This is a genomic window from Mesorhizobium sp. M5C.F.Ca.IN.020.29.1.1 (genome assembly GCF_003997375.1).
Lineage (GTDB): Bacteria > Pseudomonadota > Alphaproteobacteria > Rhizobiales > Rhizobiaceae > Mesorhizobium > Mesorhizobium wenxiniae.
Window position 1 is genome coordinate 1 of record NZ_RZSW01000009.1, and the last position, 25,308, is coordinate 25,308.

At 61.3% G+C, this 25,308-nt stretch carries 18 protein-coding genes and 1 pseudogene; 10 read left to right on the forward strand and 9 right to left on the reverse strand.

The window, feature by feature from the left end; all coding sequences use genetic code 11:
* Positions 1 to 1,243: tetratricopeptide repeat protein (locus EOA85_RS01755; protein WP_127208108.1), on the forward strand; the 1,243-nt coding region annotated here is incomplete at its 5' end.
* 265 nt (positions 1,244 to 1,508) lie between these two features.
* Here the strand turns inward: EOA85_RS01755 and EOA85_RS01760 are convergent.
* Complete coding sequence (locus EOA85_RS01760) at positions 1,509 to 2,219, reverse strand: response regulator transcription factor (RefSeq protein ID WP_127208109.1); 711 nt, start codon at positions 2,217 to 2,219, stop codon at positions 1,509 to 1,511.
* A 69-nt stretch (positions 2,220 to 2,288) separates the two neighbouring features.
* The gene (locus EOA85_RS01765) at positions 2,289 to 5,978 is read right to left on the reverse strand and encodes a PAS-domain containing protein (RefSeq protein WP_164759442.1); all 3,690 of its coding nucleotides are present in this window, start codon (positions 5,976 to 5,978) and stop codon (positions 2,289 to 2,291) included.
* Positions 5,979 to 6,435: 457 nt separating this feature from the next.
* Between EOA85_RS01765 and EOA85_RS01770 the strand changes: the two genes are divergently transcribed.
* Positions 6,436 to 7,818, forward strand: coding sequence for an FAD-binding oxidoreductase (locus tag EOA85_RS01770; protein WP_127208111.1), 1,383 nt, complete (start codon positions 6,436 to 6,438; stop codon positions 7,816 to 7,818).
* A gap of 388 nt (positions 7,819 to 8,206) precedes the next feature.
* Here the strand turns inward: EOA85_RS01770 and EOA85_RS38020 are convergent, their stop codons facing one another.
* On the reverse strand, positions 8,207 to 8,467 hold the full coding sequence (locus EOA85_RS38020; protein WP_206523222.1) for a hypothetical protein: 261 nt from the start codon (positions 8,465 to 8,467) through the stop codon (positions 8,207 to 8,209).
* 717 nt (positions 8,468 to 9,184) lie between these two features.
* Here EOA85_RS38020 and EOA85_RS01785 point away from each other — a divergent pair.
* On the forward strand, positions 9,185 to 9,451 hold the full coding sequence (locus tag EOA85_RS01785; protein ID WP_127208113.1) for a hypothetical protein: 267 nt from the start codon (positions 9,185 to 9,187) through the stop codon (positions 9,449 to 9,451).
* Between the two features lie 240 nt (positions 9,452 to 9,691).
* On the opposite strand, the gene EOA85_RS01790 is transcribed toward EOA85_RS01785, so the two are convergent.
* Positions 9,692 to 11,401, reverse strand: coding sequence for an ABC transporter ATP-binding protein (locus EOA85_RS01790; RefSeq protein ID WP_127208114.1), 1,710 nt, complete (start codon positions 11,399 to 11,401; stop codon positions 9,692 to 9,694).
* Positions 11,402 to 11,560: 159 nt separating this feature from the next.
* Between EOA85_RS01790 and EOA85_RS01795 the strand changes: the two genes are divergently transcribed.
* The 6 genes from EOA85_RS01795 to EOA85_RS01820 all read left to right on the forward strand — a co-directional run bounded on the left by EOA85_RS01795 (position 11,561) and on the right by EOA85_RS01820 (position 17,750).
* The gene (locus EOA85_RS01795) at positions 11,561 to 11,845 is read left to right on the forward strand and encodes a DUF2218 domain-containing protein (protein ID WP_029355851.1); all 285 of its coding nucleotides are present in this window, start codon (positions 11,561 to 11,563) and stop codon (positions 11,843 to 11,845) included.
* Between the two features lie 28 nt (positions 11,846 to 11,873).
* Positions 11,874 to 12,776 carry a siderophore ABC transporter substrate-binding protein gene (locus EOA85_RS01800; RefSeq protein WP_127208115.1) on the forward strand — a complete coding sequence of 301 codons (903 nt, stop codon included), beginning with the start codon at positions 11,874 to 11,876 and terminating at the stop codon, positions 12,774 to 12,776.
* The gene (locus EOA85_RS01805) at positions 12,773 to 13,753 is read left to right on the forward strand and encodes an iron chelate uptake ABC transporter family permease subunit (RefSeq protein WP_127208116.1); all 981 of its coding nucleotides are present in this window, start codon (positions 12,773 to 12,775) and stop codon (positions 13,751 to 13,753) included. Before EOA85_RS01800 ends, EOA85_RS01805 begins: the two co-directional genes overlap by 4 nt.
* Positions 13,746 to 14,720, forward strand: coding sequence for an iron chelate uptake ABC transporter family permease subunit (locus EOA85_RS01810; RefSeq protein ID WP_127208117.1), 975 nt, complete (start codon positions 13,746 to 13,748; stop codon positions 14,718 to 14,720). The genes EOA85_RS01805 and EOA85_RS01810 overlap by 8 nt, the downstream gene beginning before the upstream one ends.
* Complete coding sequence (locus EOA85_RS01815) at positions 14,717 to 15,475, forward strand: ATP-binding cassette domain-containing protein (protein WP_127208118.1); 759 nt, start codon at positions 14,717 to 14,719, stop codon at positions 15,473 to 15,475. Before EOA85_RS01810 ends, EOA85_RS01815 begins: the two co-directional genes overlap by 4 nt.
* A 187-nt stretch (positions 15,476 to 15,662) precedes the next feature.
* Positions 15,663 to 17,750: a TonB-dependent receptor gene (locus EOA85_RS01820; RefSeq protein ID WP_127208119.1), complete on the forward strand. Its 2,088-nt coding sequence runs from the start codon at positions 15,663 to 15,665 to the stop codon at positions 17,748 to 17,750.
* Between the two features lie 75 nt (positions 17,751 to 17,825).
* On the opposite strand, the gene EOA85_RS01825 is transcribed toward EOA85_RS01820, so the two are convergent.
* From EOA85_RS01825 to EOA85_RS01845, 5 genes are read right to left on the reverse strand one after another with little or no spacing between them, the layout of a single operon-like run.
* A complete protein-coding gene (locus EOA85_RS01825) occupies positions 17,826 to 18,671 on the reverse strand; it encodes a sugar phosphate isomerase/epimerase (protein ID WP_029355863.1) in 846 nt (281 codons plus the stop codon).
* Entirely contained in the window at positions 18,668 to 20,011 is a 1,344-nt protein-coding gene (locus EOA85_RS01830) for a DUF6005 family protein (RefSeq protein ID WP_127208120.1), read from the reverse strand. Before EOA85_RS01830 ends, EOA85_RS01825 begins: the two co-directional genes overlap by 4 nt.
* Positions 20,011 to 21,282 carry an AMP-binding protein gene (locus EOA85_RS01835; RefSeq protein ID WP_127208121.1) on the reverse strand — a complete coding sequence of 424 codons (1,272 nt, stop codon included), beginning with the start codon at positions 21,280 to 21,282 and terminating at the stop codon, positions 20,011 to 20,013. The genes EOA85_RS01830 and EOA85_RS01835 overlap by 1 nt, the downstream gene beginning before the upstream one ends.
* Before the next feature lie 13 nt (positions 21,283 to 21,295).
* On the reverse strand, positions 21,296 to 23,005 hold the full coding sequence (locus tag EOA85_RS01840; RefSeq protein WP_127208122.1) for an IucA/IucC family protein: 1,710 nt from the start codon (positions 23,003 to 23,005) through the stop codon (positions 21,296 to 21,298).
* A complete protein-coding gene (locus EOA85_RS01845; protein WP_127208123.1) occupies positions 22,989 to 24,752 on the reverse strand; it encodes an IucA/IucC family protein in 1,764 nt (587 codons plus the stop codon). The genes EOA85_RS01840 and EOA85_RS01845 overlap by 17 nt, the downstream gene beginning before the upstream one ends.
* 238 nt (positions 24,753 to 24,990) lie before the next feature.
* On the opposite strand from EOA85_RS01845, the pseudogene EOA85_RS01850 reads away from it, so the two are divergent.
* Positions 24,991 to 25,105, forward strand: a pseudogene (locus tag EOA85_RS01850) (NAD(P)-binding protein); the annotation flags it as partial.
* Positions 25,106 to 25,308: the final 203 nt, after the last annotated feature.

The following is a 25,308-nucleotide window of genomic DNA, read 5'->3' on the forward strand; positions in this document are numbered from 1 at the left end:
CTACAGCGCCGATACTTCGGCCGACCAGGGTGCCCTGAACCAGGCCTATGCCGCGGCGATGGCGGAATTGGCAGACCGCCATTCGCAGGACGACGAAATCGCCACGCTCTACGCTGACGCGCTTATGAACCTGATGCCCTGGGACTACTGGCTTGATGGCGGAGCAACGCCAAAGCCGGACACGGTCAAGCTTGTGGCCTCACTGGAGCGGGTGCTGGCGCGCAATCCGGATCATGCCGGCGCGATCCATCTCTATATCCATGCCGTCGAAGCGTCCACGACGCCGGAAAGGGCCGAAGCCCATGCCGACCGGCTTGCCGCCCTCATGCCCGGCGCCGGACACATCGTGCACATGCCAGCGCACATCTATCATCAGGTCGGCCGGTGGACCGACAGTCTGGAGATCAACCGCGAGGCAGTGGCAGCGGACGAGGCCTATTTCGAGCGCGTCGGCATAGCGCCGGAGAGCACGCCCGGCGTCTACACTGACGGCTATTATCCGCACAACTTGCATTTCCTTATGACCTCCGCACAGATGGCGGGCGACGTCGAGGCAATCGCCGAGGCGGCCAAAAAGCTCGAATCGCTGGTCTCCGACACCATGGCCAGAAAGGTGGCCGGGCTGCAGCCGATCAAGGCGGCTCCCTATTTCGCGCACGCCCAGTACAGCGATCCCGAGGTCATACTCGCGCTGCCGCTGCCGGCAAACGCCCTGCCTTATGTCGAGGCAACCTGGCGATATGCACGGGGCGTCGCCTTCGCCGCAAAGGGTGCGAGCGAGGCGGCGCGCGCCGAGACCGCCGCAATCCGCAAGCTCGCTGCCGAGGCCGATTTTTCCACGGAGACGGCGGGAGGACTTCCGGCGCCGAATTTGCTGGAATTGAGCGCGCTGATCGTGGAGGCCCGCATTGCCCAGCACCAGGGCAACCTGCGGGAAGCGCGCAATAAGCTTGAGGCGGCCGTCGCGATCGAGGACGGCCTTGCCTATATGGAACCGGCGTACTGGTATTATCCGGTCCGACAAACCCTCGGCGCGGTCTACATCGCCATGGGCGAGCACGAGGCGGCCGCGGCGGCCTTCGAGCACGTCCTGGAGCAGACGCCCAACAACGCCTGGGCGCTGTGGGGCCTGCGCGAGGTGTTCCGCAGGACCGGCAGGACAGCGGACGCCGAAGCGATGGATGCGCGCTTCAAGGACGCGTGGGTGGGAGCGCCGGACTTTCTCGGCATCGCACGGCTCTGACCCGCGCTCTGGTGCCGGCGTCGTGTCGGCGCAGGAAACGTGTCGCAGCCTCGCAAACCGGCGGCTGCGGCACACAATCCAGGTGTCGAGAAGGCCGGCTTGGCCCGCACGCCTCTCTCAGCGCCCACACGTGATAGTGGAAGCCCAGGGCAACGCAGCTGGTTTCCGGAAACTCAGTAGTTCGAGCGGGGCCCTCCGCCTGGGACCGCAAAGTCGCAATACCTCAACCACAAGGGATGAGGCGCTGGTCCACCGTGCGGCGCGCTCAGGAGTAAAGGTAACCCATGCCGCGGATCGTCCTGATCACCTCCGGCTTGGAGGGATCGACCTCGATTTTTTTCCGCAGGCGCGAAACGCGAATGTCGATACTACGATCGAAGGGATCCCATCCGCGGTCATGGGCGAGTTCGAGCAGTTGATCGCGGTTGAGCACTCGTCCGCGATGTTCGCTGAATACTTTCAGAAGCCGGAACTCCATCGCGGTGATCGCTATTTCAGCCCCCTCGGCGTTGTATAATTTGTGTTCGTCCGGGTCGAAGCGGCACTTGCCGAACTGGACCTGGTGAGAGTCCGGAGTACTCGCTTTCTCCGCAGCTCGTTCGCTCGCCGACGTCCTGCGCAGCACGGCCTTCACCCGTGCCAGCAGCTCCCGCAGGTCCACGGGCTTCGCGACATAGTCGTCGGCGCCAATCTCCAATCCGACAACGCGGTCGACGATTTCCGCCGATCCGGTCAGCATGATAATGGCAACGTCTGAGTGCTCTCGTAGATATCGCGCCAGGGAGAGGCCGTCCTCGCCTGGCATTCGGATATCCAATATGACCACATCGACGTGCTGGCTATTAATAAGTTCGCGCAGGGCAGGCCCCGCGTTGGCCGTTGTCACGGCATAGCCATGATGCTCCAGATATTCCGCCACCGTGTCGCGGATATCCGGTTCGTCATCGCAGACCACTACGTGTGCGTGCGTCGTCAAAATCGACCACCGAGCAACTAGCCTAATGGATAAGCTGCCCCTGAAGTGACGTGCAAATCCACTGATCTGTCAAGTATTGTTGTTGACCAGATTCGAGACAAACGAACGGAGCTCGTTAGGTTTGATCGGTTTCTCAAGATAGGGCCGTTTCGCGGCGCGCAGGAACATCTGCGCGTCCGGGCTGATCGTGTCCCCCGTCAGGAAGGCTAACCTGTCGAGCTCGGCCGGATGAAGCTTGGCAATCTGGTTGAACAATCCCCGTCCATCCATGTTCGGCATTTTCAGATCGCTCAGGATCAGCGCGAAAGTGCGGTTCTGGAGCTGCACCAGCGCTTCTTCGCCGGATCTGGCAATGGTGACCTTGAAACCATCTCGCCTGAGCACCTCAGCAACCAGCTCACCCACTTCCTCTTCGTCGTCCACCACCAGACAAGCAATACCAGTTGAATTCGGGAGCTCATCTTCGGCCGTTTCGGCTCGTTCCTCGATTCGGTCCGAAGCAGGCAGCGAAAGTATGAAGGTCGAGCCACCCCCCTCTGAAGATTCGACCTCGATGGTTCCTCCATGGGATTGAACGATCCGATGACAGAAGGACAGCCCGATCCCAGTCCCTGCCCCAATCTCTTTGGTCGTGAAGAACGGCTCGAAAATGCGGGGAAGTATCTCTTTGGGAATTCCCGGACCCGTGTCGGCAACGCTGACGACTATGTTGCCGGTCTTGGAATGAAGCTGCGTTGAAACCGTGATTGTCCGTTGCCCTTCCCAGCCGTGCAGCGCCTGTTCTGCATTGACAAGCAAATTGATCAGCACCTGGCCAAGTTGATCGGGATCCGCCCAGATCGGGGGAAGACCAGGTTCAAGATGAACTGAAAGCCCGATGTCCGACGATCGAATCGAATAGCTCGCCACTTCCACCGCTTCGGAAATAATGTCATCGATCGCAACGTTTGAGGTCCGCGTCGGCTGCTGTCTGGCCATAGCCAGGAAAGTCTTGACGATCCTGGCGCAGCGTTCGGCTGCCTTGCTCATCTTGTCGGCGCGTTCCACGACCTTGGCGTCGGTTGCGGTCTCCTTCAACAGCGATGACAGGCCAAGCACCACCGAGAGCGGATTATTGAGCTCATGCGCCACCCCCGCCAGCAATCCGCCGAGCGCCGACATTTTTTCGTTCTGGTGCAGCGTCTCGCGCTGGCGCTCCAATTCCTGCTGCATTTCGATACGGTCGGTGAGATCGTAGGCGTGGGAAACGATCACCTTCTCACCGTGATAATCGATCAGTCGAGACGAAATCGAGCACCAGCAGATCCTACCGTCCTTGCGTTTGAGCTGGGTTTCGAAATCGTCGACCAACCCCGTGGCGAGCAGCCGCTCAACGTATCGCACCCGCTCTGAAGGATCGACATAGTAGTCGATGGCGCTGGTCACATTGCCGAGCAGCTCAACCGTGGCGGGACTGCGGTAGAGCAGCTTCCCGTCATGCGCGCGGGTCATCTGGATGTTGACGGGACAGGCTTCGAGGACTTTACGGACCATTTCATCCGCTTCCTTAGCGGCCTCCTCGGCCCGCTTGCGCTCTGTAATGTCGACACGGGTGACCACGAACCCACCTTCGCGGGTTGGACAGTTCGAGACGAAAAACCAACCGCCGTCCGTATGACGGAATTCCTGTTGCCGGAACTCGCGGCGGTCCCTTGCCCTCTCGGCAAGCCAGTCGTCGATCTTGTCCCGTGGAACCGGAAACTGGTTGCGCTCTGCGGTCACGCGGAGGAAATCGAACCAGTTCACCCCGGGAACGAGCACATCCGCGCTTATCGCATGCATCTGGCGGTACCTGCTGTTGGCCAGCACCAGGCAATCGTTCTTGTCGTAGAGGGCAAACCCTTCGGCCAGAGATTCGATCGCGTCGATCAGCCGCTCGTTTGCCTTACGCGTTTCTTGCTGGGCGGTGATCATGTCGGTGATATTCGTCGTGTTCGACACTATCACCTGCCTTCCCTGGAACTCGATCAGGCGAGCGGAAACCGAAGCCCAGAAGGGCTTGTTCTCGGTGTCGTACTGCTGGACCCGAAAATCATCGATCCTGCCCTTTTCGATCAGGGTGCGCTCCAATATTGCGCTATAGTCTGGATCGACATAGTGGTCGGTTATTCGAGGGCGATCGGCGTAGAGATCTCTGGTAGCAGGATTGCGGTAGAGCGTTTCTCCCTCGAACGTGGTCATGTGTATCGGCGAAGGGCAGGCATCGAGCACCTTTTGCAGCAGAGCCGTCGCGTCGCGCTCGGCAGCCTCGGCCTTTTTGCGCCCGCTGATGTCGGCGCGCGTTACGACGAAGCCGCCAAGATCGGTGGGATGTATCGAAACCGAGTGCCATTTGCCGTCGGAGAGGGGGACCTCGAAATGGGAGTGGAACTCGATCCGGCCTTGAATCCGCTCGTCGAGCCACTCGTCCTCGCGCCCAACCGCGTTGCGGTACACGCCGCGCTTGGCGGATTCGCGAAGGAGCTCGTTCCATTCCACGCCCGGTTCAACGAGATCCCGCACCGGGTGGTTCAACTCGCGGTAAAGGCTGTTGCACATGACCAGGCGGTGATCTTCGTCGTACAGTGCGAATCCCTCGGAGAGTGATTCGACGGCGTCTGCGAGCATCTCCCGCGCCGCAGCGACTTCGCCGTCACGCTTCTTCTGCTTGGTCACATCGGCGATGCCGGCGAGAACCACTCGCCGGCCTTGGAACTCGACGATCCTGAGATTGCCCGTGGCCCAGAACTCTTGGCCGTCGGGTCGTTTAAGAAGCACCTCGCAATTTTCGACGACGCCCTTTTGCATGAGCTCCCGATTGATTTCCCGGTGTTTCTCGGGGTCGACAAAGTAGTCGCCGAGCCGCACCGTCTCGCGTTCCGCCTTCTTGCTCCATCCAAGCAGCCGTTCGGCAGCATTGCTCTGGTAAATGAGTTCCCCCGAACTTGCGTCGGTCATCCATACCGGCAACGGATGATGCTTAATCAGGAAACCGAACAGATCCTCGCGCTGCTTACGTTCCGTGATGTCCAATACGCCGATGATGAGCGAGGGGCGCCCGTCATAAACGCCGCGACGGCAGTTGGTCGAGCACCAGAGGGTCGATCCGCTTGTGTTTCTAAGCTGGATTTCGTGATCCCGCACGATCTCGCTGTTGCTGGCGAGAGAACTGATTTCATAGAATTCGCCAGTATTCACGAAATAATCCGTCAGGAATTGCGGCTCGTTCGGGGTCCATTTTCGGCCAAGCAGGTTTGACGCATCGAGGCTTTCGTAGACGATTTTCCCGCTTCCCGCGTCCACCACCCAAACGGGCAGCGGGTGACTGTCCGTGATGCAGCGGAATATCTCCGCGTTTTCCCGGTGCGCGATCTGTGCTCGCTTCATGTCGGTAATGTCGACGCTTACCAGGGCCATGCCACCATTCGGCCGAGGATGTGCGGTGAGCAACTTCCACCGGCCATCCAATGTCTCAGCTTCAACTGGAGGGTTGTCGATTTGCGTCCATCGCGCAGCGGCGCTTTCAGCGAACGCGTTGCCCGGCTCGATGGGGCGGCCGTCGAAACTCTTTAGATGTGAGAGGGCTTCGGCGACTGCGGCAATGGTGTCCATCGGATGCATCTCGCCGCGATCGAGCCGCCGGCTTCCAAATATCTCCGGATTGCCGTCGACGAGGACATTGTTGGCGTCAAAAAGGGCATAGCCTGTGTGTGTGGATGGCACCGGATTATCAGGCCGCATGGTCGTTCCCTTTGTTCGCGTGATCTCGCGAGGGCGGATACTAGGCCCTCTTTGTTTCAGCATACATTCAGACGATGCGTGATTTGTTTCAACTGTTTCGGCGCGTGGGAATCTTCGCCAGCGCTGACGTGAAAACGAAACTCTACCCAATCCTCCGGAAAAACGGCGGAAACACGAATGGCCTAGGTTGCACGGCCGATACCACTGCTCGAGCAAACGACTCGGACCATAACCAGTCACAAAGTGCCGCCTGTCATCCCCGTGGGGCGCGCGCTGAAACAAACGAAACACTCCCACCGCACCACAGAAAAACGTCTGAAACGAAGGCGGTGTATGACAAGAAGAGCCGCAGATGCGGCAAATTCAACCGGCGAAGCGCAAATGTCCGGCGCCCAGGATGAACAATCTATTCTTGGCGAGCGTCGACGCGTCTTGCTCCGAAACCTGAGGGTTCAATATGGATAAGCCAGTTACTTCGTATGATTTCCCCGACAGGCTCCTCGCGAGCCTTATTGACCAAAACCATCCGGCCTATGAAGAGGCTCGCGGGCTCTACAACGCTATGATCGACAAGCGGCCGCGCTGGATCGTCCCCTGCGCCGAAGTCGCCGACGTCGTCGCGGCAGTCAATCATGCCCGAGAGAAGCATTTGGTTCTTGCCATTCGCGGCGGCGGCCACAACGGTCCAGGCTTCGGCAGTTGCGACGGCGGAATGGTCATCGACATGTCGCCGATGAAACGGGTCGATATCGATCCCAGGACTCGCACGGTCCGCGTCGAGGCCGGCTGCACCCAAGGCGATGTCGACCGCGCCACCAGCGCTCATGGGCTGGCGGTGCCGGCGGGCCTCGTCTCGACCACAGGCATCGCCGGACTGACGCTGGGCGGCGGCACCGGCCATCTAACGCGCAGACACGGCCTCACCATCGACAATCTGCTTGCGGCCCAGGTCGTGCTGGCCGACGGCAGCGTCGTGACGGCAAGTGAGGACGAACACCCGGAGCTGTTCTGGGCGCTGCGCGGCGGCGGCGGCAACTTCGGCGTCGTGACGCGCTTCACATTTCAGGCGCATCCGGCGAAGGATGTCTATGCCGGGCCGATCTTCTTCGACATCGCACATGCCGTAGAGATCATGCGTTGGTACCGGGACTTCCTGCCCGGAGCGCCGCGAGAGCTCGGGATGTTCTTCGGCATCAAGACGGTGCCCTCCTGCGACCCTTTCCCGCGCGAGATCTGGGGAAGGCGCATCTGCGCGCTAATCAGTTGCTACAACGGCGCGGAGGAGGACGGCATCCGAGCGATGCAGCCCGTGCGCGACGCGCTTCCCAAGCCTCTAATGGACGGTATGATGCAGATGCCCTTCGTCGATCTGCAGGCGCTGTTTGATCCGCTGCTGCCGAAGGGCTTGCAGTGGTACTGGAAGGGCGATTATGTCGACGAGCTGTCCGATGCGGCCATCGGTGCCCATGCCGAGCACGGCTCGAAAACCCCGAGCGAGCTGTCGCTGATGCATCTCTACCCGATCGACGGAGCGGTCCAGGAAGTGGCTCCGGACGCCACCGCCTGGGGAGCGCGGCGAGCGCGTTGGTCCATGGTTATCGCCGGCATCGACCCCGACCCGACGAAGGCGCGGGAGCTGAGGCGCTGGGCAAGCGAGTATTGGGCCGCGGTGCACAAGCACAACCCGCATGGTGGCGCCTATATCAACTTCATGATGGATGATGAAGGCGAAGCGCGCGTACGCGCCGCCTACGGCGCCAACTATGAGCGGCTCGTCGCGGTCAAGCGCAAATACGATCCGGCGAACCTCTTCCGCGTCAACCACAACATCCGGCCGTAAGCGGAGGCTGAGCCTGTCCGTCCTTGGGTCGCGCCGAGGCGGACAGGCCTGTGGCATGTGGAAGCCGGTGTCGCGCCCATCGAGGAAGATTCTCGTCGAATCTCCGACGAGAACGATATGCGACGGCTGAAGGTCGGCTCCCGGAAAGCCGTTATTCAGCATGTGTTCTGGATGGACGGGATATTGACCTGCCCAGACCTTTCTTTTCCCCAGGAGAAGGTCGTGAAAGGACGCAGTCATGACCTACGCAGGCCGTGTTGGCCTGGTAGGAACAGTTTTGGCGTTAGTTAAAAAATCACCGCCATCAGTGCTCGTCAGCTCGCGCTCGCCTCCAGCAGCCGGACGAGTTCGGCCTGCCTGCGCACGCCGGCCTTCTCGAAGACATGCCTTAGATGCGCTCTGACCGTGTGGCCGCGATGCCGAGCCGGGCAGCGGCGTCGCGCCCGTTGCCATTGAGATTTTCCAGGACGACGTCAGCCTCCGCCGGATTCAGTCTGAACCTACGATCCAGGTCCTGCCTTCGCTCGTGCTGTTCTCGTTCAGGATCGGTGACCATATGGATCACCACTGGCCGCGCAGCGCCGAGCCAGGACGTGTCGATCGGACGGCGCGGAAAGGACACTCCGCGAGATTGCGGGCGGCCTTCCATTCGTTCCGGGCCGCTCGGCTACGCGCCAGAGTGTTCGCAACCTTGTCGACTTGATCCTTTCTGGATCCGGAGCAAACGACTCGGACCACAACCATCCACAAAATGCGGCCCGCCCCGTCGCGCGTGCCCCTGAAACAAACGAAACACTCCCACCGCACTACAGAAAAACGCCTGAAACGAAAGCGGTGTATGACAATAAGAACCGCAGATGCGGCAGATTCGATGGGCGAGACACAAGTATCCAGCGCCATGGACGAACATCTAGTCTTGTCGAGGTGCCGACGCGTCTTGCTCCGAAACCTGAGGTTCAAAATGCATAAGCCAGTTACTTCGTACGATTTCCCCGACCGGCTCCGCGCGAGCCTTGTTGACCAAAACCATGCGGCCCATGAAGGGGCTCGCCGGCTCTTACAACGCCATGATCGACAAGGGGCAGACGTCAACCCCGCCACGCGACGGCTGATCGGGAACAGCCGCCATTCATACAGGCCGCGTTGACGCCGCCGAATGGTGATCATCTCGGCTGCTATCAAGCAGCCCTCCGAACAGCGCACGAACGTAACAAGACAAACCGTGCGCTGAACAACCTGCTGCCGCAAATCCAGAAGGATAGCGGTTGGTCGGTTTGCCCAAAGGGCATGAAAGACAGCTCATTGATGCGGTGCGGGGCACGGCGCGTTGAGGCCAAATGCTAACCCTCAAAGATGGAGAATTGAAATGCTTAAGATCGTTCTTGCCACTGCCACTTTCCTGTTTGCCTCCGGCATGGCTCTTGCCGGCAGCGACCACTATGGCTCCGACTACAGCCATGGCTCCGGCTATTCGAACACCGGTCACCATTCGATGGTGTCCGACAACGGCTACGCGGCCGACCCGAGCGGCACAGCGAGTGTCAGCACGACCGACAGCGCACCGACCTCGGCAGGGAATTCGATCTTCGATATTCCTGGGCCCGGTTATGGCCAGGGGATCTGGGGCCGCTGATACCAGCGTTCGGCCGGCACGGTCGAGATTAGACCTCCAAGCGGCGGGCGCGCCCGCCGCTTGGAATCACCTCACAGCCAGAAAGATCTTTGCCGATCTCGAACCGTGGGCTGGAGCGGGCTTGGGGGCCTGTCCACGTCTTTCGCCGCCGAGGTCAGGCGATCGTCCACAGCGTTGCGCGGCCCGATCGGGTGCGTTTCAGTAGAACTCCCCTCGGCTTCAGCTTTGAGAGCTGCGTCGTCAGTCCGTAGCCTCGCCCAGCCGTGAGTAAGCACCGCCAAGCGCCACCAGCTCATCATGCGGACCTTGTTCGACAATGCCGGTATCGGCGACCACCACGATGCGATCGGCCTTGCGGATCGTCGCCAGCCGGTGTGCGATCACCAGTGTCGTTCGGCCTTCCGCAAGCTCTGCCAGCGACTGCTGGATCTCCCGCTCGGTCTGCGTGTCGAGTGCCGACGTCGCCTCGTCCAGGATGAGGATTGTCGGGTTCTTCAGGAACATGCGCGCGATTGCCAGGCGCTGTTTCTGACCGCCCGAAAGTTTTACGCCACGCTCGCCAATGATCGTATCGAGGCCTTCCGGCAGTGAAGCGATGAGTTCGTGGAGGCGCGCGCGGCGCGCGGCCTCGACGATCTCGCTATCGACCGCGTCCAGCCGGCCATAGGCGATGTTCTCGCGGATCGTTCCGCCAAACAGGAACACGTCCTGCTGCACGATACCGATCTGGCCGCGTAATGAGGCCAGCCTCATGTCGCGGATATCCAAACCGTCGATCGTGATGGCGCCGCTGTCGACGTCGTAAAAACGCGGCAACAGCGAGCACAGCGTCGTCTTGCCGGCGCCGGACGGTCCCACGAAGGCGATGGTTTGTCCGGCTGCTATGTCGAGATTGATGTTCTTCAAGACCGCCCGTTCGCCGCTATAGCCGAAGGTGACATCCCGGTAGCTGATGTTGCCTTGGAGCGTCGGTGCGTCAACAGCACCAGGCCGATCCGCGATGTCCGGCTCAGTGTCGAGGAGAGCCGCATAACGGCGGAATCCGGCGATGCCTTTCGGATAGGTTTCGATCACCGAATTGATCTTGTCGATCGGCCGGAAGAACACATTGACCAGGAGCAGGAAGCCAACGAAGCCGCCACTGGAAAGTTCGCCACGCAGCACGAGGTAGCTTCCGGCAATCATTACCACCAGTTGGATCAACCGCATGCTCATGTAGCTCACCGACGTGCTGGCGGCCATGATGCGATAGGCATCGAGCTTGGTCTTGCGGTAGCTGGCGTTGTCACGCGCGAACAGATTGCGCTCGTGATCTTCATTGGCGAAAGCCTGCACCACGCGCATGCCGCCGACATTCTCCTCGATGCGAACGTTGAAATCGCCGACCCGCCCGTAAAGCGCCTGCCAGTTGCGCGTCATGCGCGCGCCATAGCGGCTTGTCACCCAGGCGACGAGCGGCACAATTGCCGCCGTAATCAGTGCAAGCTGCGGATTGACCAGGAACATCAGCGCGAAAGCGCCGAGGAAAGTCATGATCGCGATGAACAGGTCTTCCGGGCCATGATGGGCAACCTCGCCGATCTCCTCCAAGTCCTTGGTGACGCGGGCGATGAGGTGACCGGTCTTGTGGTTGTCATAGAAGCGGAACGAGAGCTTCTGCAGGTGATCGAAGCTCTTCCGGCGCATCTCGGTCTCGATATTGATACCGAGCATATGACCCCAGTAAACCACGACCGCCATCAGCCCGGTGTTCAACACATAGATGGCAAGCAGGCCGGCCGACGCAGCAAGTATCAACAGCCACTGCTGAGTCGGCAGCAGTTCGTCGACGAACAGCTTGACCGCCATCGGAAACCCGAGCTCCAGCATGCCAGACAGAACCGCACAGCAGAAATCCAGGATGAACAGACCCTTCCAGGGGCGGTAGTAGGAGAAAAATCTAAGCAGCATTGGAACGCTTTTTCTGTTCGAAGGTCTGGACTGCCAGGAGCATGGCAATATGGGGCTGTCGCTACAGGCATTCTTGCGGGCGACTGCTCATGAGGCCGACCTTGTCTGGAGGGATAGCTTACGATAAGTGGAGTGTAAACGTCATATTATGAGGACTCCATGCTGACTGCAACCACGCGCTGCGAAACACCGAATGCGGGCAAATATATCCAGCAGCTATGCAAACATTTCGCGCACAAGGTGGAGGTCGCTTATGGCGAAGGGCATGGGCAGTGCCGGTTTTCCTGTGGCACAGCTACAATGAATGCCGGTCTCGAAGAGCTGGCCATAATGGTGGAAGCTGCCGACACCGGCGCATTAAACGAGACCAAGCAGGTCATCGAATCGCATCTCGCCCGGTTCGCCTTCCGCGAAAATCTCCAGCCGCTGGCCTGGCGCGATTGAGGCGTCGTTTTCGACACGGAGCATGCTCATGAAATGGCTCAAGTCGGTCCTGGCGTTGCCGGCACTGGCGCTTTTCCTCGTTCAGGCGTTCGCAACCGAGATCGAAACCGCGAAAGGCCCGGTGACGGTCGACAAGACGCCGCAAACGCTCGCGGTGTTCGATATTGCGGCAGTCGATACGCTGAACAGCCTGGGCGTGAAGATTGCCGGTCTGCCCGATAAACTCTATGTGCCCGAACTCGCAGGATTGAAGGACGGTGCGGAAATCGTCGGGACCCTCTTCGAGCCCGATCTGGAGGCCCTGAGCGCGCTGGCGCCGGACCTTATCATTGTCGGCGGGCGCTCCTCGCCGCAACTGGCGGCGACGAGCCGGATTGCGCAGAGCATCGATATGACAATGGAGGGCGATGACCTTTTCGCGCAGGCAAAGCAGCGCCTGATGGCTTACGGCGCTCTCGTCGGCAAGCCGGCCGAGGCGGCGGCGCTTGCTGCGGAACTCGATGACGCGCTTTCGTCGACACGTGCCGCCGTCAAGGGCAAGGGTACGGCTCTCATCCTGATGACCAGCGGCCCGAAAGTGACTGCCTACGGCAAGACGTCCCGCTTCGGTTGGCTGCATTCGGCGCTCCAACTCACGCCGACCGTCGAGGATGTTGAGGCCGCCACCCACGGCGAAGCGATCTCCTTCGAGTTCCTCCGCGATGCCAATCCGGACTGGCTTATCGTGCTCGATCGCGGCGCGGCGATCGGTTCGGGCGAGCAGAATGCCAGGGCAACGCTCGACAATGAACTGGCGGCCGAAACCACGGCCTGGAAGAAAGGGCAGGTGGTCTACATGCCGGCAGCCGATTTCTACATCGCTGCAGGCGGCGTCCAGTCGACGATGCGCGTGCTTGAGGCCATTCGAGACGCTTTCTCGCAGACCAAATGACCGCTGGATCGCTTGGCATTCAAGGCTTCGCTTATCAGGCAATCGGCGCCGCAACCCTGCTGGCGCTCTTTGTGGCCAGTTTGTTCGTCGGTGTCGGCGAGCTCGCCATAGACAGTCTGGCTTCAGATCCGGAAGCGTTGCGGCTGATCATGATCAGCCGCCTGCCGCGGACACTAGCGGCACTTCTGACCGGCAGCGCCTTGGCCATCGCAGGGCTTGTGATGCAGACGCTTGCCCGCAATCGTTTCGTCGAGCCGTCGACGGCGGGAACCGCGCAATCGGCGGCGCTCGGCATACTGGTCGCTACGCTGGTGTGGCCAGATGCATCGCTTGGCTGGAAAGCAGCCGGCGCTGCCGTCACCGCTCTCGCCGGGACATCCGTTTTTCTCATGCTCGCCCATAGGTTGCCGCCTGCACAACCTTTTCTCGTTCCGCTGTTCGGATTGGTCTATGGCGGCATCATTGGCGCTACCGCGATCTTTACGGCATGGCACCTCGATCTTCTGCAGTTTCTCGAAGTGTGGATGACGGGCGAGTTTTCCGGCATCCTGCGCGGGCGCTATGAACTGTTGTGGGTTGCGGGCGCATTGGTCGTATTGGCTTGGTGGACAGCCGACCGCCTGACGATGCTTTCGTTGGGCAGGGAGGTCAGCATAGGGCTCGGCCTGAACTATGCCGGCATGCTTCGGCTCGGCCTGATTATCGTCTCGGCCATCACCGCTCTGACCGTGGTTGTTGTCGGAACGATCCCGTTCGTCGGCCTTGTCGCGCCCAACATCGTATCGCGCTTCGCTGGCGAAAACCTGCGCCACACCTTGCCATGGGTCGCCGGCAGTGGTGCGGCGTTGGTGCTTGCTTGCGATATCATTGGCAGACTCATCCGTTTCCCTTACGAGGTTCCGGTCGGCACGATCCTCGGCGTCGTCGGGGCTGTGCTTTTCCTCATCCTGCTGCTTGGCCGAAACAGCAATGACTGAAGTCGTGATGCAACGCGGCCCGATGCGACTCGAGGGCCGCCTCGCGATGATGGCGGCGGTCGCAGTGCTGGTCAGCGTCGCGTTCATGACGATCGGCCTGCGCGGCAATCTCGCCTTCGTGATCGAACTGCGTGCCGTGCGGCTGGCGGCGATGGTTCTGGTCGGCGTGGCGGTGGCGGTTTCGACGGTCGTGTTTCAGACCGTTTGCGCCAACCGCATCATCACGCCATCGATCATGGGGCTGGATGCGCTCTACGTCTTTTGCCAGACCGCGCTTGTTTTTGCGCTGAGCGGTTTCGGCTTTGCCGGCATCGATCCCCGCTTGCACTTCCTCGGCAATTTCACGGTAATGACGAGCCTCGCGCTGGCGCTGTTCCTGCCGATGCTTCGCCGGCGTTTCGACCTGACGCTGATGTTGCTGACGGGCGTCGTGCTGGGCGTTCTGTTCCGATCGCTGACGACGTTGCTGGCGCGGCTGCTGGATCCGAACGATTTCGCCGTGCTGCAAGGTGCGGTCTTCGCCAGCTTCAATACAGTGGAACCCGATCTCATGCTGTTGGCCGGCGTGATCACCGTGGCGGGAGTCGCCATCGCCTGGCGGGCGCGACATGTTCTCGATGTGCTTGCGCTGGGCACCGACACAGCCATCGGGCTCGGCGTCGCGTGGCGCGGCATGGCTGCCGGGCTGCTGGTTCTTGTCGCCGCGCTCGTATCGACGTCGACGGCGCTGGTTGGGCCGATGGCGTTTTTGGGCCTGCTGGTGGTTTCGCTCACTGAGCGCATCGTCGGCACCAACCGACACGCCATCCTTCTGCCGGCAGCCGCGTTCACGGCGATAATCGTGCTCGTGGGCGGCCAGACAATCCTCCAGCACGCTCTGGGCGGGGAAGGCAGCCTCGGCATCGTCGTGGAATTTGCCGGCGGCCTCGTGTTCCTCGCCATTCTGTTTGCTGCGGGCCGGCGATGATCGAGATTGCAGGCGTCTCCCTGGCTCTTGGCGGCAGCCGCATTTTGGATAATGTGAGCCTGACAGTACCGAAGGGTGGCGTCACGGCGCTTGTCGGACCGAATGGCGCCGGTAAGTCCAGCCTGTTGTCGTTGATCGCCCGCCTGCAGCCCCTGCAAAGCGGCCGCATCACCGTCGACGGGCTGCCGGTCGATACGACGCCGAGCCGGCAGTTGGCCAAGATCATGGCCATCCTTCGACAGGATCCCGGCGTCGCAGGCCGCCTGCGCGTCGTCGACCTGGTGGGGTTCGGTCGTTTCCCGCATCACCGCGGGCGGCTGACGGCGGGAGACCGTGAAATCATCGCGGCGTCGCTCGAGCAGTTCGATCTCAGCGACCTGGCGCTGCGCTTCATCGACACCTTGTCAGGCGGGCAACGGCAGCGCGCCCTCGTCGCGATGACCTTCTGCCAGGGAACGGATTACATCCTTCTGGACGAGCCGCTGAACAATCTCGACATGTTTCATGCAAGAAATCTCATGCGGACGCTGAGACGCATCGCCGACGAGCACGGCAAGACCGTGCTTATCGTACTCCACGACATCAATCATGCAGCCTCGTACGCCGACCGTGTCGTCGCGATGAAGGATGGCGCCGTTGTCGCAATGGGCGAGACCGGCGACGTCATCCGGCCGGACATATTGGAGAGCATTTTTGGCTTCTCGATGCGGGTCGAAAACATCGCCGGTCGGCTGACCGTCCTGCACCACGCCTGAGAATTTGCACCACGCCTGAGAATGCTCCGCGGCTGCGGCGCTCGAAGAGCGCAACAGATACAAAGGCTTGCATAAAACTGGATATTTACTATCAAGTTTATTGCGACAGCGCAACCGATGGGTTAAGGCAGTCCTACAGGCGCGGTTCGCGCCAGCCGGGGCTACCGTAATCGAGGGGATTTAGCCGATGTCATCCGATCTGTTGCGAGCGCTGACCGTCAGCATCGCGATGTCCATCTTCTTGTGTCCCGACGCGCTGGCGCAGTCCGCCCCCGTCCCAGAAACGGAAGCCAGTACGAGCGCCACCGAAGAAAATGAAGACAGCCAGGCTCCCGCTGGGGGTACGCAACTCGACACGATTCTCGTCCTCGACGTGGGGGCGGGCGCCAACGCGACGGCCGGCGCCAACCTGATCACCATCGACCAGCAGGAGATCGACCGCAAGAAACCGCAGGATTTGAGGGAGGTGTTCTCCGGTGAACCGCAGATCGCCGTCGGCGGCGCGATACCCAGCACGCAGAAGATCTACGTCAATGGTGTCGATGAAAACAATCTAGCCGTGACTGTCGACGGGTCACGACAGAACAACAAGGTGTTCCACCACAACGGCACATACCTGCTCGACCCGGCGCTGCTGAAGGCCGCGTCGGTGCAGGCAGGCGTCGCGCCGGCCGACGCCGGTCCTGGCGCGCTCGCGGGATCGCTTGGATTCGAGACCAAGGACGCCGTCGATCTGCTCGAACCCGGCCGCAACTTCGGCGGTTTCGTTACCGGCATATGGGACACCAACAGCGGGACATTCACCACCGGCGTGAGCGCCTTCGGCCAGCAGGACGGGTTCGAGTACCTCGGCTACATCAATTACGGCCGTGGCGGTAACTTCACCGCCGGCAACGGCGAGGGGATGCCGGGGACCGGCACCGATCTAATCAGCGGGTTAGCCAAGGTCGCTTACGAGAGTGTCGAGGGCCATCGATTCGAGCTCAGCCACGAGCGGGTCCGCGACGACGCGCTACGCCCCTATCGCGCCAATGTCTATATCAATCGACCGGGCCGGGAACCCGAATTGCGGAACTACGACCTGCGCCGCCAGAACACGGTCTTTACCTATACGGATACCTCGCCGGAAGGCTGGTGGGACCCCAAGATCGTGCTCGCCTATAGCAAAACGCAGATCGCAGCACCTGAATATTTCTTCGACGTTGTGTCGCCCACGGAAGGCGCCACCAGCAGCTTCAACGGGAAAGTGGAGAACCGGTTCGCGCTCGACATCGGCAGCGTCACTGCGGGTTTCGACTTCTACAACGACAAGGCCGATCTGGATTATCTCAACCCGACGGAGCCGTTCTTTACGGACGAGCGCGCCACTAATATCGGCGCCTATGCGCAGGCGCGGCTGGAGCCCTTCGACCGGACCAGGATTTCCTTCGGCGGGCGCGCCGATCACCAATGGTTCACCGGCGTCGATGATTCGGATTGGAACAATGCGGGCCTGAGCGGCAACATTTCGGGCGAGTATGACCTTATCCCGGAGTTCCTGACCGTAAAGGCTGGGACCTCGCATGTCTGGGGCGGCGTTCCGCTGGCGGAAAACTACCTGCAGAACCCGCTGTGGACCTATGGCGACGGCCCGGAGCCGGTGACCTCTAACAACTATACGGCCGGTCTAGAGGCGCGCTACAACGGCTTCACCTTCGAGGCGAACGTGTTTCGCACCGACATCAACGACGCGCGCCTGCCGGTGTTCGGACGCGGCGCGCCGGTGCCTGTTTTCACATCGATCCGAACGCTTGATCTCGTTTCCAAAGGCTGGGAAATCGGCGGCCGCTATGATTGGGACGCCGGCTTTGTCAGCCTGAAATACGCCGACATCAATGCCGACGTCGACGGCCAGCCGGCTGATACGGAGATCGGCCGCTATTTGACGACGCCTCTCGGACAGATCGTGATGATCGGCGCCGGCTACACATTCGACGATTGGGGCGTCAAGGTCGGTGGCGACATCGAAATCGCCTTGAGAACCGACAGGACGCTGGTGCGGCATCCAACCGATCCGACAAGCGCAAAGAAGGAACTGCCCGGCTATGAGGTGGTGAACGCCTACGTCGAGTGGACGCCGCCTTCGAAGCCGAACTTCACGCTGCGAGCCGATGCCCTCAACATCTTCGACGAAGCCTACACCGACCGTGCTGCCTACGGGCAGGATTTCGTTGGCGTGGCGCCGCACTTTGATCCCGGCCGCTCGTTCCGGCTGAGCGCCACGGCGCGATTCTGATGTTGCAAAAACGCTGGTCGCGGACAATCGCCCGCGCCGGCTGCGAAACGATGTTTGCGTTGGCGCCTTCGATGCTCAAGCGACGCCGACGCGGATCGGTGCCTCGCGGTCCGCCCGCAGTAGACGCATGTTGCGGGCGTCGGTGGCGAGAATGTTGAAGCAGTCGCCGCCGAACCATTCCAGCGAGGCATCTACTTCCTCGCGCTCGAACACCTCATCCAGGAATTGCAGATAGTCCACCGCACCATCGAAAAGCGCGGTCATGCCCGTCCGCTTTCCGGCCGCGGCATAGACATTTGCCGGCTCGAACACGGCGAGGTCTGCACGCGAGCGTACATTTTTCAGATGATAGTGCCGGATGTGCGGCAACAGCGCGCGATGCGCAGCGACCGGATCGGCGCCCCCTTCCCAGACGTGCAAAGTGTCGAAATTGATCCCCAGCGCGGGATGATCGACCTCCTCGAGCAGGCGCTGCGTCGACGCCAGCGTATCAGCAAGCGTTCCTGGATGTGTCTCCACCAGCATCTGGCAGCCCTGGTCCTGCGCCATCATGCAGGCATCCTTGAGCCGCGCCGATAGTCGCCAGCGCGCTTCGGGCGAGGTGTCCCGGCTTGCCGACTTGCCGGCGAATGTTCGCACCTTGCGGGCGCCCCAGCGGCCGGCCAGACGGCAGAGATTCGACGTGGCATGACGCAGTGACGTCAGATCCTCATCGAGAGGCAGATAGTCGCTGAGCATCGGCACGGAAAGGCCGAATGCCGCCATCCAGTCGGCGTTGCGGTCGGTCATATGCTGCATGTTGCGCGCGTGTGCGCCCCAGAGCTCTACCCCCTGGAAATCGCTCGCCGCCGCCCATCGCGCGATATCCTCCAGCGACAGCAGGTGATGGCGGAACGTGATCGTGCAGAGCGACAGTCTCATGCGACGGCGTCCTCCACATCGTGGCGTGGCGCGTGCAGGAGGCCGCGGGTGTCGCACCACAACCGATAGGTGTGGGCGAGACGGCGCTTCAGCGAGCGCTCCATCGCGTCCAGAACATCGAGTTTTTCGAATATCCGTACCGCCAGCGCTTCGTCGCCTATCTGGCCGAGCTTCATGATGGCGTAGTGAAGCGCCTTGAATTCCTGGATCAAGGATTCGATGTCGTCGCAGATCGTGTCGAACTCGGCGTTGGAAAGCTGCAGCGATCGCCAGAAAAAGGCAAAGCCGTGCTCCAGCGCGTATTTGCGGATCGAGATAACTGGCAACTCGCGCAGCGCCGTCGACAACTCGGCCAATTTCAGGCCGTCGCGGCCTTCCAAATGCGCCCGGACGACCTCGCGCGTGGCACGTGTCAAAAGATTGTCATCTTCATGGAAGCAGGCAAGGAAGTAGTCGCGCAGATCGATGGCCGACGGTTTCCTGATGTCGGCAGCGTCGAAGATGAAGCCGCCGGCAACAGTCGGCTGCATGATCGCGTTGATGACTTTCTGCTTCTCGATCCTGCCTTCCCAGCGGAAATCCGGGTCGAGGACCATCCAAACCGCCGGATCCTCGGTGTGTTCCAGCATCAAATAGTGCGGGAACGGATTCTGGTTGAACTTGTTCTCGCGCTCCGGCAGGTGGAAGAGATCGAGCATCACCATCAGGTACTCGCTCTCCTTCTTGCGCTCCAGAAGCTCCAGCATCGTCGCCAGGTTCTCTTCCTTCGTAGCGCCCGGCCGATACCATTGGCGAAGCTTGGCGCCATACAGGCGCTCGAACCAATCGCGGAAGAAGTCGTGGTTGATTTCAGACGCGTGATACGCCAGCCGCCAGTTTTTATCGACGGCGAAACCCGCATCCCAGACGCCGAAGAAGAAGGGTCGATGGTCAAGCTGCCTTTGCTTCACCGCGTGACAGACATTGCTGACGAAGCAATGGACCTTGATGTCGACAAAGTCCTCGCCATGCACGCCGATCCGCTCGGCCGCTTCTCTTTCGGCGCGAGCGAGAACAGGCTCTTTTGCGGGCTTCACCAGGGTTCCACTTGGTTCCGACGCCTTGGCGAACAACCGCGCCAGATCGTCTACCGTGTCCAGATCCTGGCGACTGATCACCGCCTCGGGCAACGCGACGCCGTGGTCGAGTTCAAGAGCCAGCATGGTTTCGAGGACAAGCACGGAGTCGAGATACAGATCCTCGTTCAGCCTGGCTTGCGGCGCGAAGGCATCCATATGCTGGTTGTCGAGCTTGTCGCGCAGGATAGTCCCGATTGCGTCGAGTATTTGATCATAGGTCATCAGGCTGCCTCCGTCCGTACCGGCCCGAATTCGCCCGCACCGTAGCGCGCGGCCACGTCGCGCCTGCTGATCTTCCCGTTCGCCTGGCGCGGGATCCGCTCCACCTGAAGGATTTCAGTTGGCACCTGGTGTGCTGCAAGCCGCTCGGCGCACCGTTGCCGAAGCTGCGTCCGGTCGACCGCATGTTCGGCACTGAACAGAAGCGCGACGCGCTCGCCCGCGAATGCATCCTGTTTACGGAACACGACGGCGTCGCCAATGCCGCCGAACGTCAAGACGACGTCCTCGACTTCCTTCGGATAGACGTTGAGGCCCGAGACGTTGATCAGGTCATCGAGGCGCGACAGGAAGACCAGCATGCCGTCGTCGCGGCGATAGCCAAGGTCGCGCGTCTCGACCGCCACGTCCTTGCGCTCGACGGCAATTTCTTTCGGCTCGCCGGCCGTGCCGGTATCACGCAACGAGAAGCGCGGCAGCACATAACCGACTTCATTAGCCGCTTGAACATTCGGGTTGATCGCGATGCAGCCGGCCTCCGAGCAGCCGTACTGCTGGAACATGTGCCTGGATTTGGCCCTGATCTGCCTGAACCAGGGTTCGGGTAAGAGGGTACCGGATGTCATCGTTGCGTGGATCTGCTCGCCGGCCGGCAAAAGCCTGGCGAGCGTATACAAGATGGCCGGCGACGAGATCAGGTAGGGGCGCTCGGTTTCGCGCAGCTTGCGCAGCAGGAATTTGGGGTTCCCGGTGTCCAGTATGGCGGGCGACTGGCCGCGCTTCAGCGCCACCAGTACGCCGCAGATCAAGCCATAGGAATGGGTGGTTGGCCCCGCGATCAAGGGGGTCATGTCCTGTGGCTCGACAAACGCCGAGGTGTAGCTCTCGATCTCGTCGTCTATGTCGCTCCAGGCGCGCGCGATGCATTTCGGCTCGCCGGTCGTGCCGGAGCTCATCTGCAACAGCTGTCCAGCTTCGCTCGCGCGCTCCTCGCAGATCGGCTCGCCTTCCAGCCGGTTGTAGAAAAGCCAGTTGCACCTTGCCGTCTCCGCCTGCCGGCGCGCTGCGGCATATGGTGTCGAGGGATGCAGCGGCAGAACGCTGGCGCCCGCCGAGCGCGCGGCAAAGAAGAACGCCAGCCAATCCTGCGCCTCGGAGAAGCAGACCGCAAAACGGTCGCCTGCGCGCTTGTCGAGTTGCGCCGCCGCCGCCATGCGGTCCGCCGCATCGCGGAAATAGGCCTGATCAAAGACCGTGTCGTTGATTGTGATCATGTTTTCTGTTCCCTTACGCGACTGCAAGGCTGTTTGGGATTTCGTGGGCGCATTCGTTGCCCGGTGGCGAGAGCTTCCGCCGCAGCAGCGATTCCGTGCGGATGCGTGGCTTGAAAAGGCCAAGTGCGGCTTGCCGGTGTGTCAGTCCGAACTGCCGGCTATGGTCCCGCAATCGCCTGCCGACATCCGACCAGAAGCTGTCTTCGTCGAGCCCGTAACAGTGCCGCAACAGATGCGAGATCTCGGCGAGGTTGTAGACGAACAGGGCGTCCATGCAGAGCTCGCCGAGCAGCTCGGCACTCACCATCCAATAGTACTGGTTGGGCGCGGCGTCGCGATAGGCGGGGTTCAAGGCGAGGAAGTCGGGTGCAGCATCGGGATCGCGCAGGAAGCCCGGCACATATTCGACGCTGTCGTGGAAGTCGCGCATTGCCAGCCTCACTGGCCAGCCGTCCCGGTGGATCAGTATCAGGTTCTGGCCATGCGCTTCCGTCGCGATGCCATGGCCGACGAGCAGGTGAAACACCGGCATCACCACCGTATCCACAAGCCTGTCGAGCCAGACGTCCAGCCCGTACTGCTCGATCCAGTTCGCGACGAACGGCCGGCCGTCACTCTCCAAGGCCATCAGCGCGTTGAGAGGCACCGCGGTTTCGCCGGACTTAAGGCTGCTCGTAACGTCCTCTCGCCAAATCGCGGCGATCTGTCCTGCGAGCGGTCCGTCCCGATCTGCGATCGTGCCGGCATATTCGCCGAGGATCGTGAGCGGATAGCGCGCCTCGAACAGCGAATCGCCGGCGACGATGTCCTTCAGCCAGCGGCTGATCGCCGGCGCGCTGCCCACCGAATGCGGTTCGATAATACGCTTGGCCGACGAGTTGACGAGATTCATCGGCAGTTTAAGATTGGCGCGTCGCGGGTGATCGCGATTGAAAAGCGTCCGCACGGATTGGCTGGCGGTGTAGCGATCACCGGCCTCGCCGAGGAATCCGGCGGAGCCCTCCGCCAGCCAGCGTGACAGTTCCGAGCTCTGCAACGCTTTCCATTGCCAGGGGTGCAGCGGCATCAGGCCGAACCGCCCTGCATTGTCGCCGAGTGGGCCACGGCGCTCGTCCAGCAGCGCGTACGTTTCGGCGCCGAGTTCGTGCATCCAGAAAGCCTGCTCGTCCGTGGGAAACGCCGAGTGCAGACGTTCGGGCGCGACCGCCAGCCAGGCCAGTTGGAAGGCGTTGCCTGCTTCCGGGCCGTACGCCGCATGGTCGGTGTAATCGAAGCCGGTGCGCGCCTTGAAACACGGATGATAGGGATGGCCCTCATCGATCGCGCTGTCGAGTTGCGCAAATGGGAGATCGCGGCGCGGTCTGCGCTGGAGGTTGCTTTTGTTCCAGGCGCTGAAATCCAGCGTCCGATCCAGTTCGGATGTAAGTTGCGCACGCCGATCGGGGCAGGTGTTTATACTCGCAAGGAGATCGCCGAGCGTCGCCGGCCGCCATGGGCCGCCGCAGCCCCGCATGATCGTTTCGGGGGCGATCCTGACCCGGCCGAAGGCGCCGATCGATCCCTCGCAGCGTATCGAGGCGCCGTCGCAGCGCCATTCGAAACGGGCTTTCCCGCCGCCTCGCCACACCGCGCAATCGACCAGGCCCTCATAGACCAGGGCTTCCGCGAGCTGGCGCATGACACGCAGCTCGGGGATGCCGTGGAGATCAAGAGGCAATGGCATGTGTCTGCTCCGCGGCCATAAAAAGCCCGACACCGCTCAGTGGATTGGCAAAATGCGTGTAGATGGCGCTGCCGCCCTCGGCCAGCTCATCGACGTCCTGCAGCCGGATGGCCAGATTGGCCTTTGCGGTGATGTTAGGCTTGTCCAGCAGGCTGGACGCGAATTCCCGGCCTGCGCCAGTGAGCTCTCCCGCCAGCTTTTTGAGCCGCACTCGCAGGATGCCGAGCAGTTCGGCCTCGCTTACCAAGCCGTCATGTCCGGCGCGCGCGACGACCGAGAAGATCTGGTTGACGATGAGGTAGTAGGAGAGCCGCTCGCGAATCTCACGGTCATCGAAGAAGAGGCTGCGGATTTGGACAACCTCCGGCACCAGGCGATACCACCGGGCCCTGAAGCTGTTCGAGAGGTAGAATCCCTGGCTGTCGCGATAGAGGTATCGGCTGGGCAGCCCCTGCTGCGAAAGGTCCAGCAAGCTGTTCTGCTGATGCGCTTCCAGCGCGACGCCGAACCGGTCGTAGAGTCTGACCAGCGGGTCGAGCGCACAGTCGAGATAGCATTCGAACCAGCGACGGCACGCCTGCCGCGCAGAGATATCGTGATCACGCGCGACGCGCCGGACGACGTTTTCGAACAACGAGCTGTGCCCGGGACGCGGTTCGGCCGTCAGTGCCGAAACGGTTATTACGGTATCGTCGGCGCGGAACCGGTTTTCGCGGAAGATGACTTCGAAACCGCTCTCGGCCTGTCCGGAAATATCCAGCGTCACGTAGGCGCTGTCATGGAGAAAGCCCAGGCGCGGCTCGAACGTGTCGATCCCGGCGCATTCGAACAGGCGCGCCACCGCAACGCCGGCCTCCAGCTCATGCCGCCTGTTAACGCGCTTGGAGTTGGTGATGCGGACGGGCAGCGAAAATTTCGGCATCCAGGCGGCGTCGTCGCTGTAAACCGTGCGTACCGAGGACGTCGCCGTGAACACCGGCCCTGCCGGACCGAGATACCGGATCTGCCCTGAATCCATGAGCGCGCGCACCGCCGGGTCGAGCATCAATGCTTCCGCCTGCAGCGGATGCATGGGCAGGAGCATTTCGCCGCTGCTGGCGGCAACGTTGCCGGCGTCATTCCCCAGTAATGACCCGACGATCGAGGTCACCGCGATGCCGGCGGAATCCTCGCGGACAAGGTGGGCAGCGGCAGCGAAATAGGTCAGCTGGAAACCGCCGCGCAATTCGGGGGCATAAACATCCTGCTGCCAGTCTGACATGCCCTGCAGGCTCTTGGGCGTCGGATGCAGCGGATGTCCGAAATACAGGGATTGTTCCGCGGCTATAAAGCCGACCAGTGGCGGCGCCCGGTCGGCGGCGTCGAGGTAACGTTTTGTCGCCTGACAGCTCTGAAGAATCCGCTCAAGAAGCTCCACATCGGCCTGTCGGTGCGTTGCCGATCCGGCTTCTCTGGCTCCCAGCACAAGCAGATGCACGGCCAGGATCGGCTCTATCTCGTGCCAGTTTGGACCGGCATCCTGACGCATCCAGATCTGTCCAAAGAGGTGCATTCCGCAAAGCGATCGGGATTTGATTTCGATACGCAGGACTACATGCCGCGATGGCAGGGAAATCTCCACGCAATCGAAGTTCCGTTCTCCAATGCGGTGGAACACGGGGTTCCCGGAATTCAACTCACGCAGATAGCTGTTTGCGAAGGCTCGAAACGTTGCCTGTTCTGCTGCAATCTGATTCCTGTCGATCATTCGTTGCGGACGCCATGTCACACAGACGCCGCGCAGGCGTTCTGTGCTGAGTTTCAAAGGTTTTGATGGCGCCGCGCGTGAAGGGCCAGCCTTGCTGCGGCCGCGGCTAAACTAAACTACGATTGTCATGTTATCCTAGTCAGGTGCGCGGATCAACCTCCCGAAGGCGGTCATCTGACTAATGCCAGTAATGGATGCTCTACGCCCGCCGGGCGGACAACTGATGAGAGACGGAGCAATGAAAGTTCTGATTGCGGGTGCCCGGGATTGGCGGCTTGACGACAGCTTTAGCTCTGCATGAACTCGGCATCGAGGCCGCGGTGTTCGAACAGGCACCCGAAGTGCGCGAACTCCCATGTCGGTATCAATATACGTCGGAGAGGGTCGCCAATTGGCGCGAAGTTGCCGGTCGCGATGAGGTGTGAAATATATTTCTACATATGAATTTTATTGACACTCGAGCCAACTCCTGCGAATGATCGACTGCTGGGCCTCGGGAGGAGGTTCGGCCTCATCAACCACAAGCGGCGGCACGTAAGTGTCCGACCGCCCATTG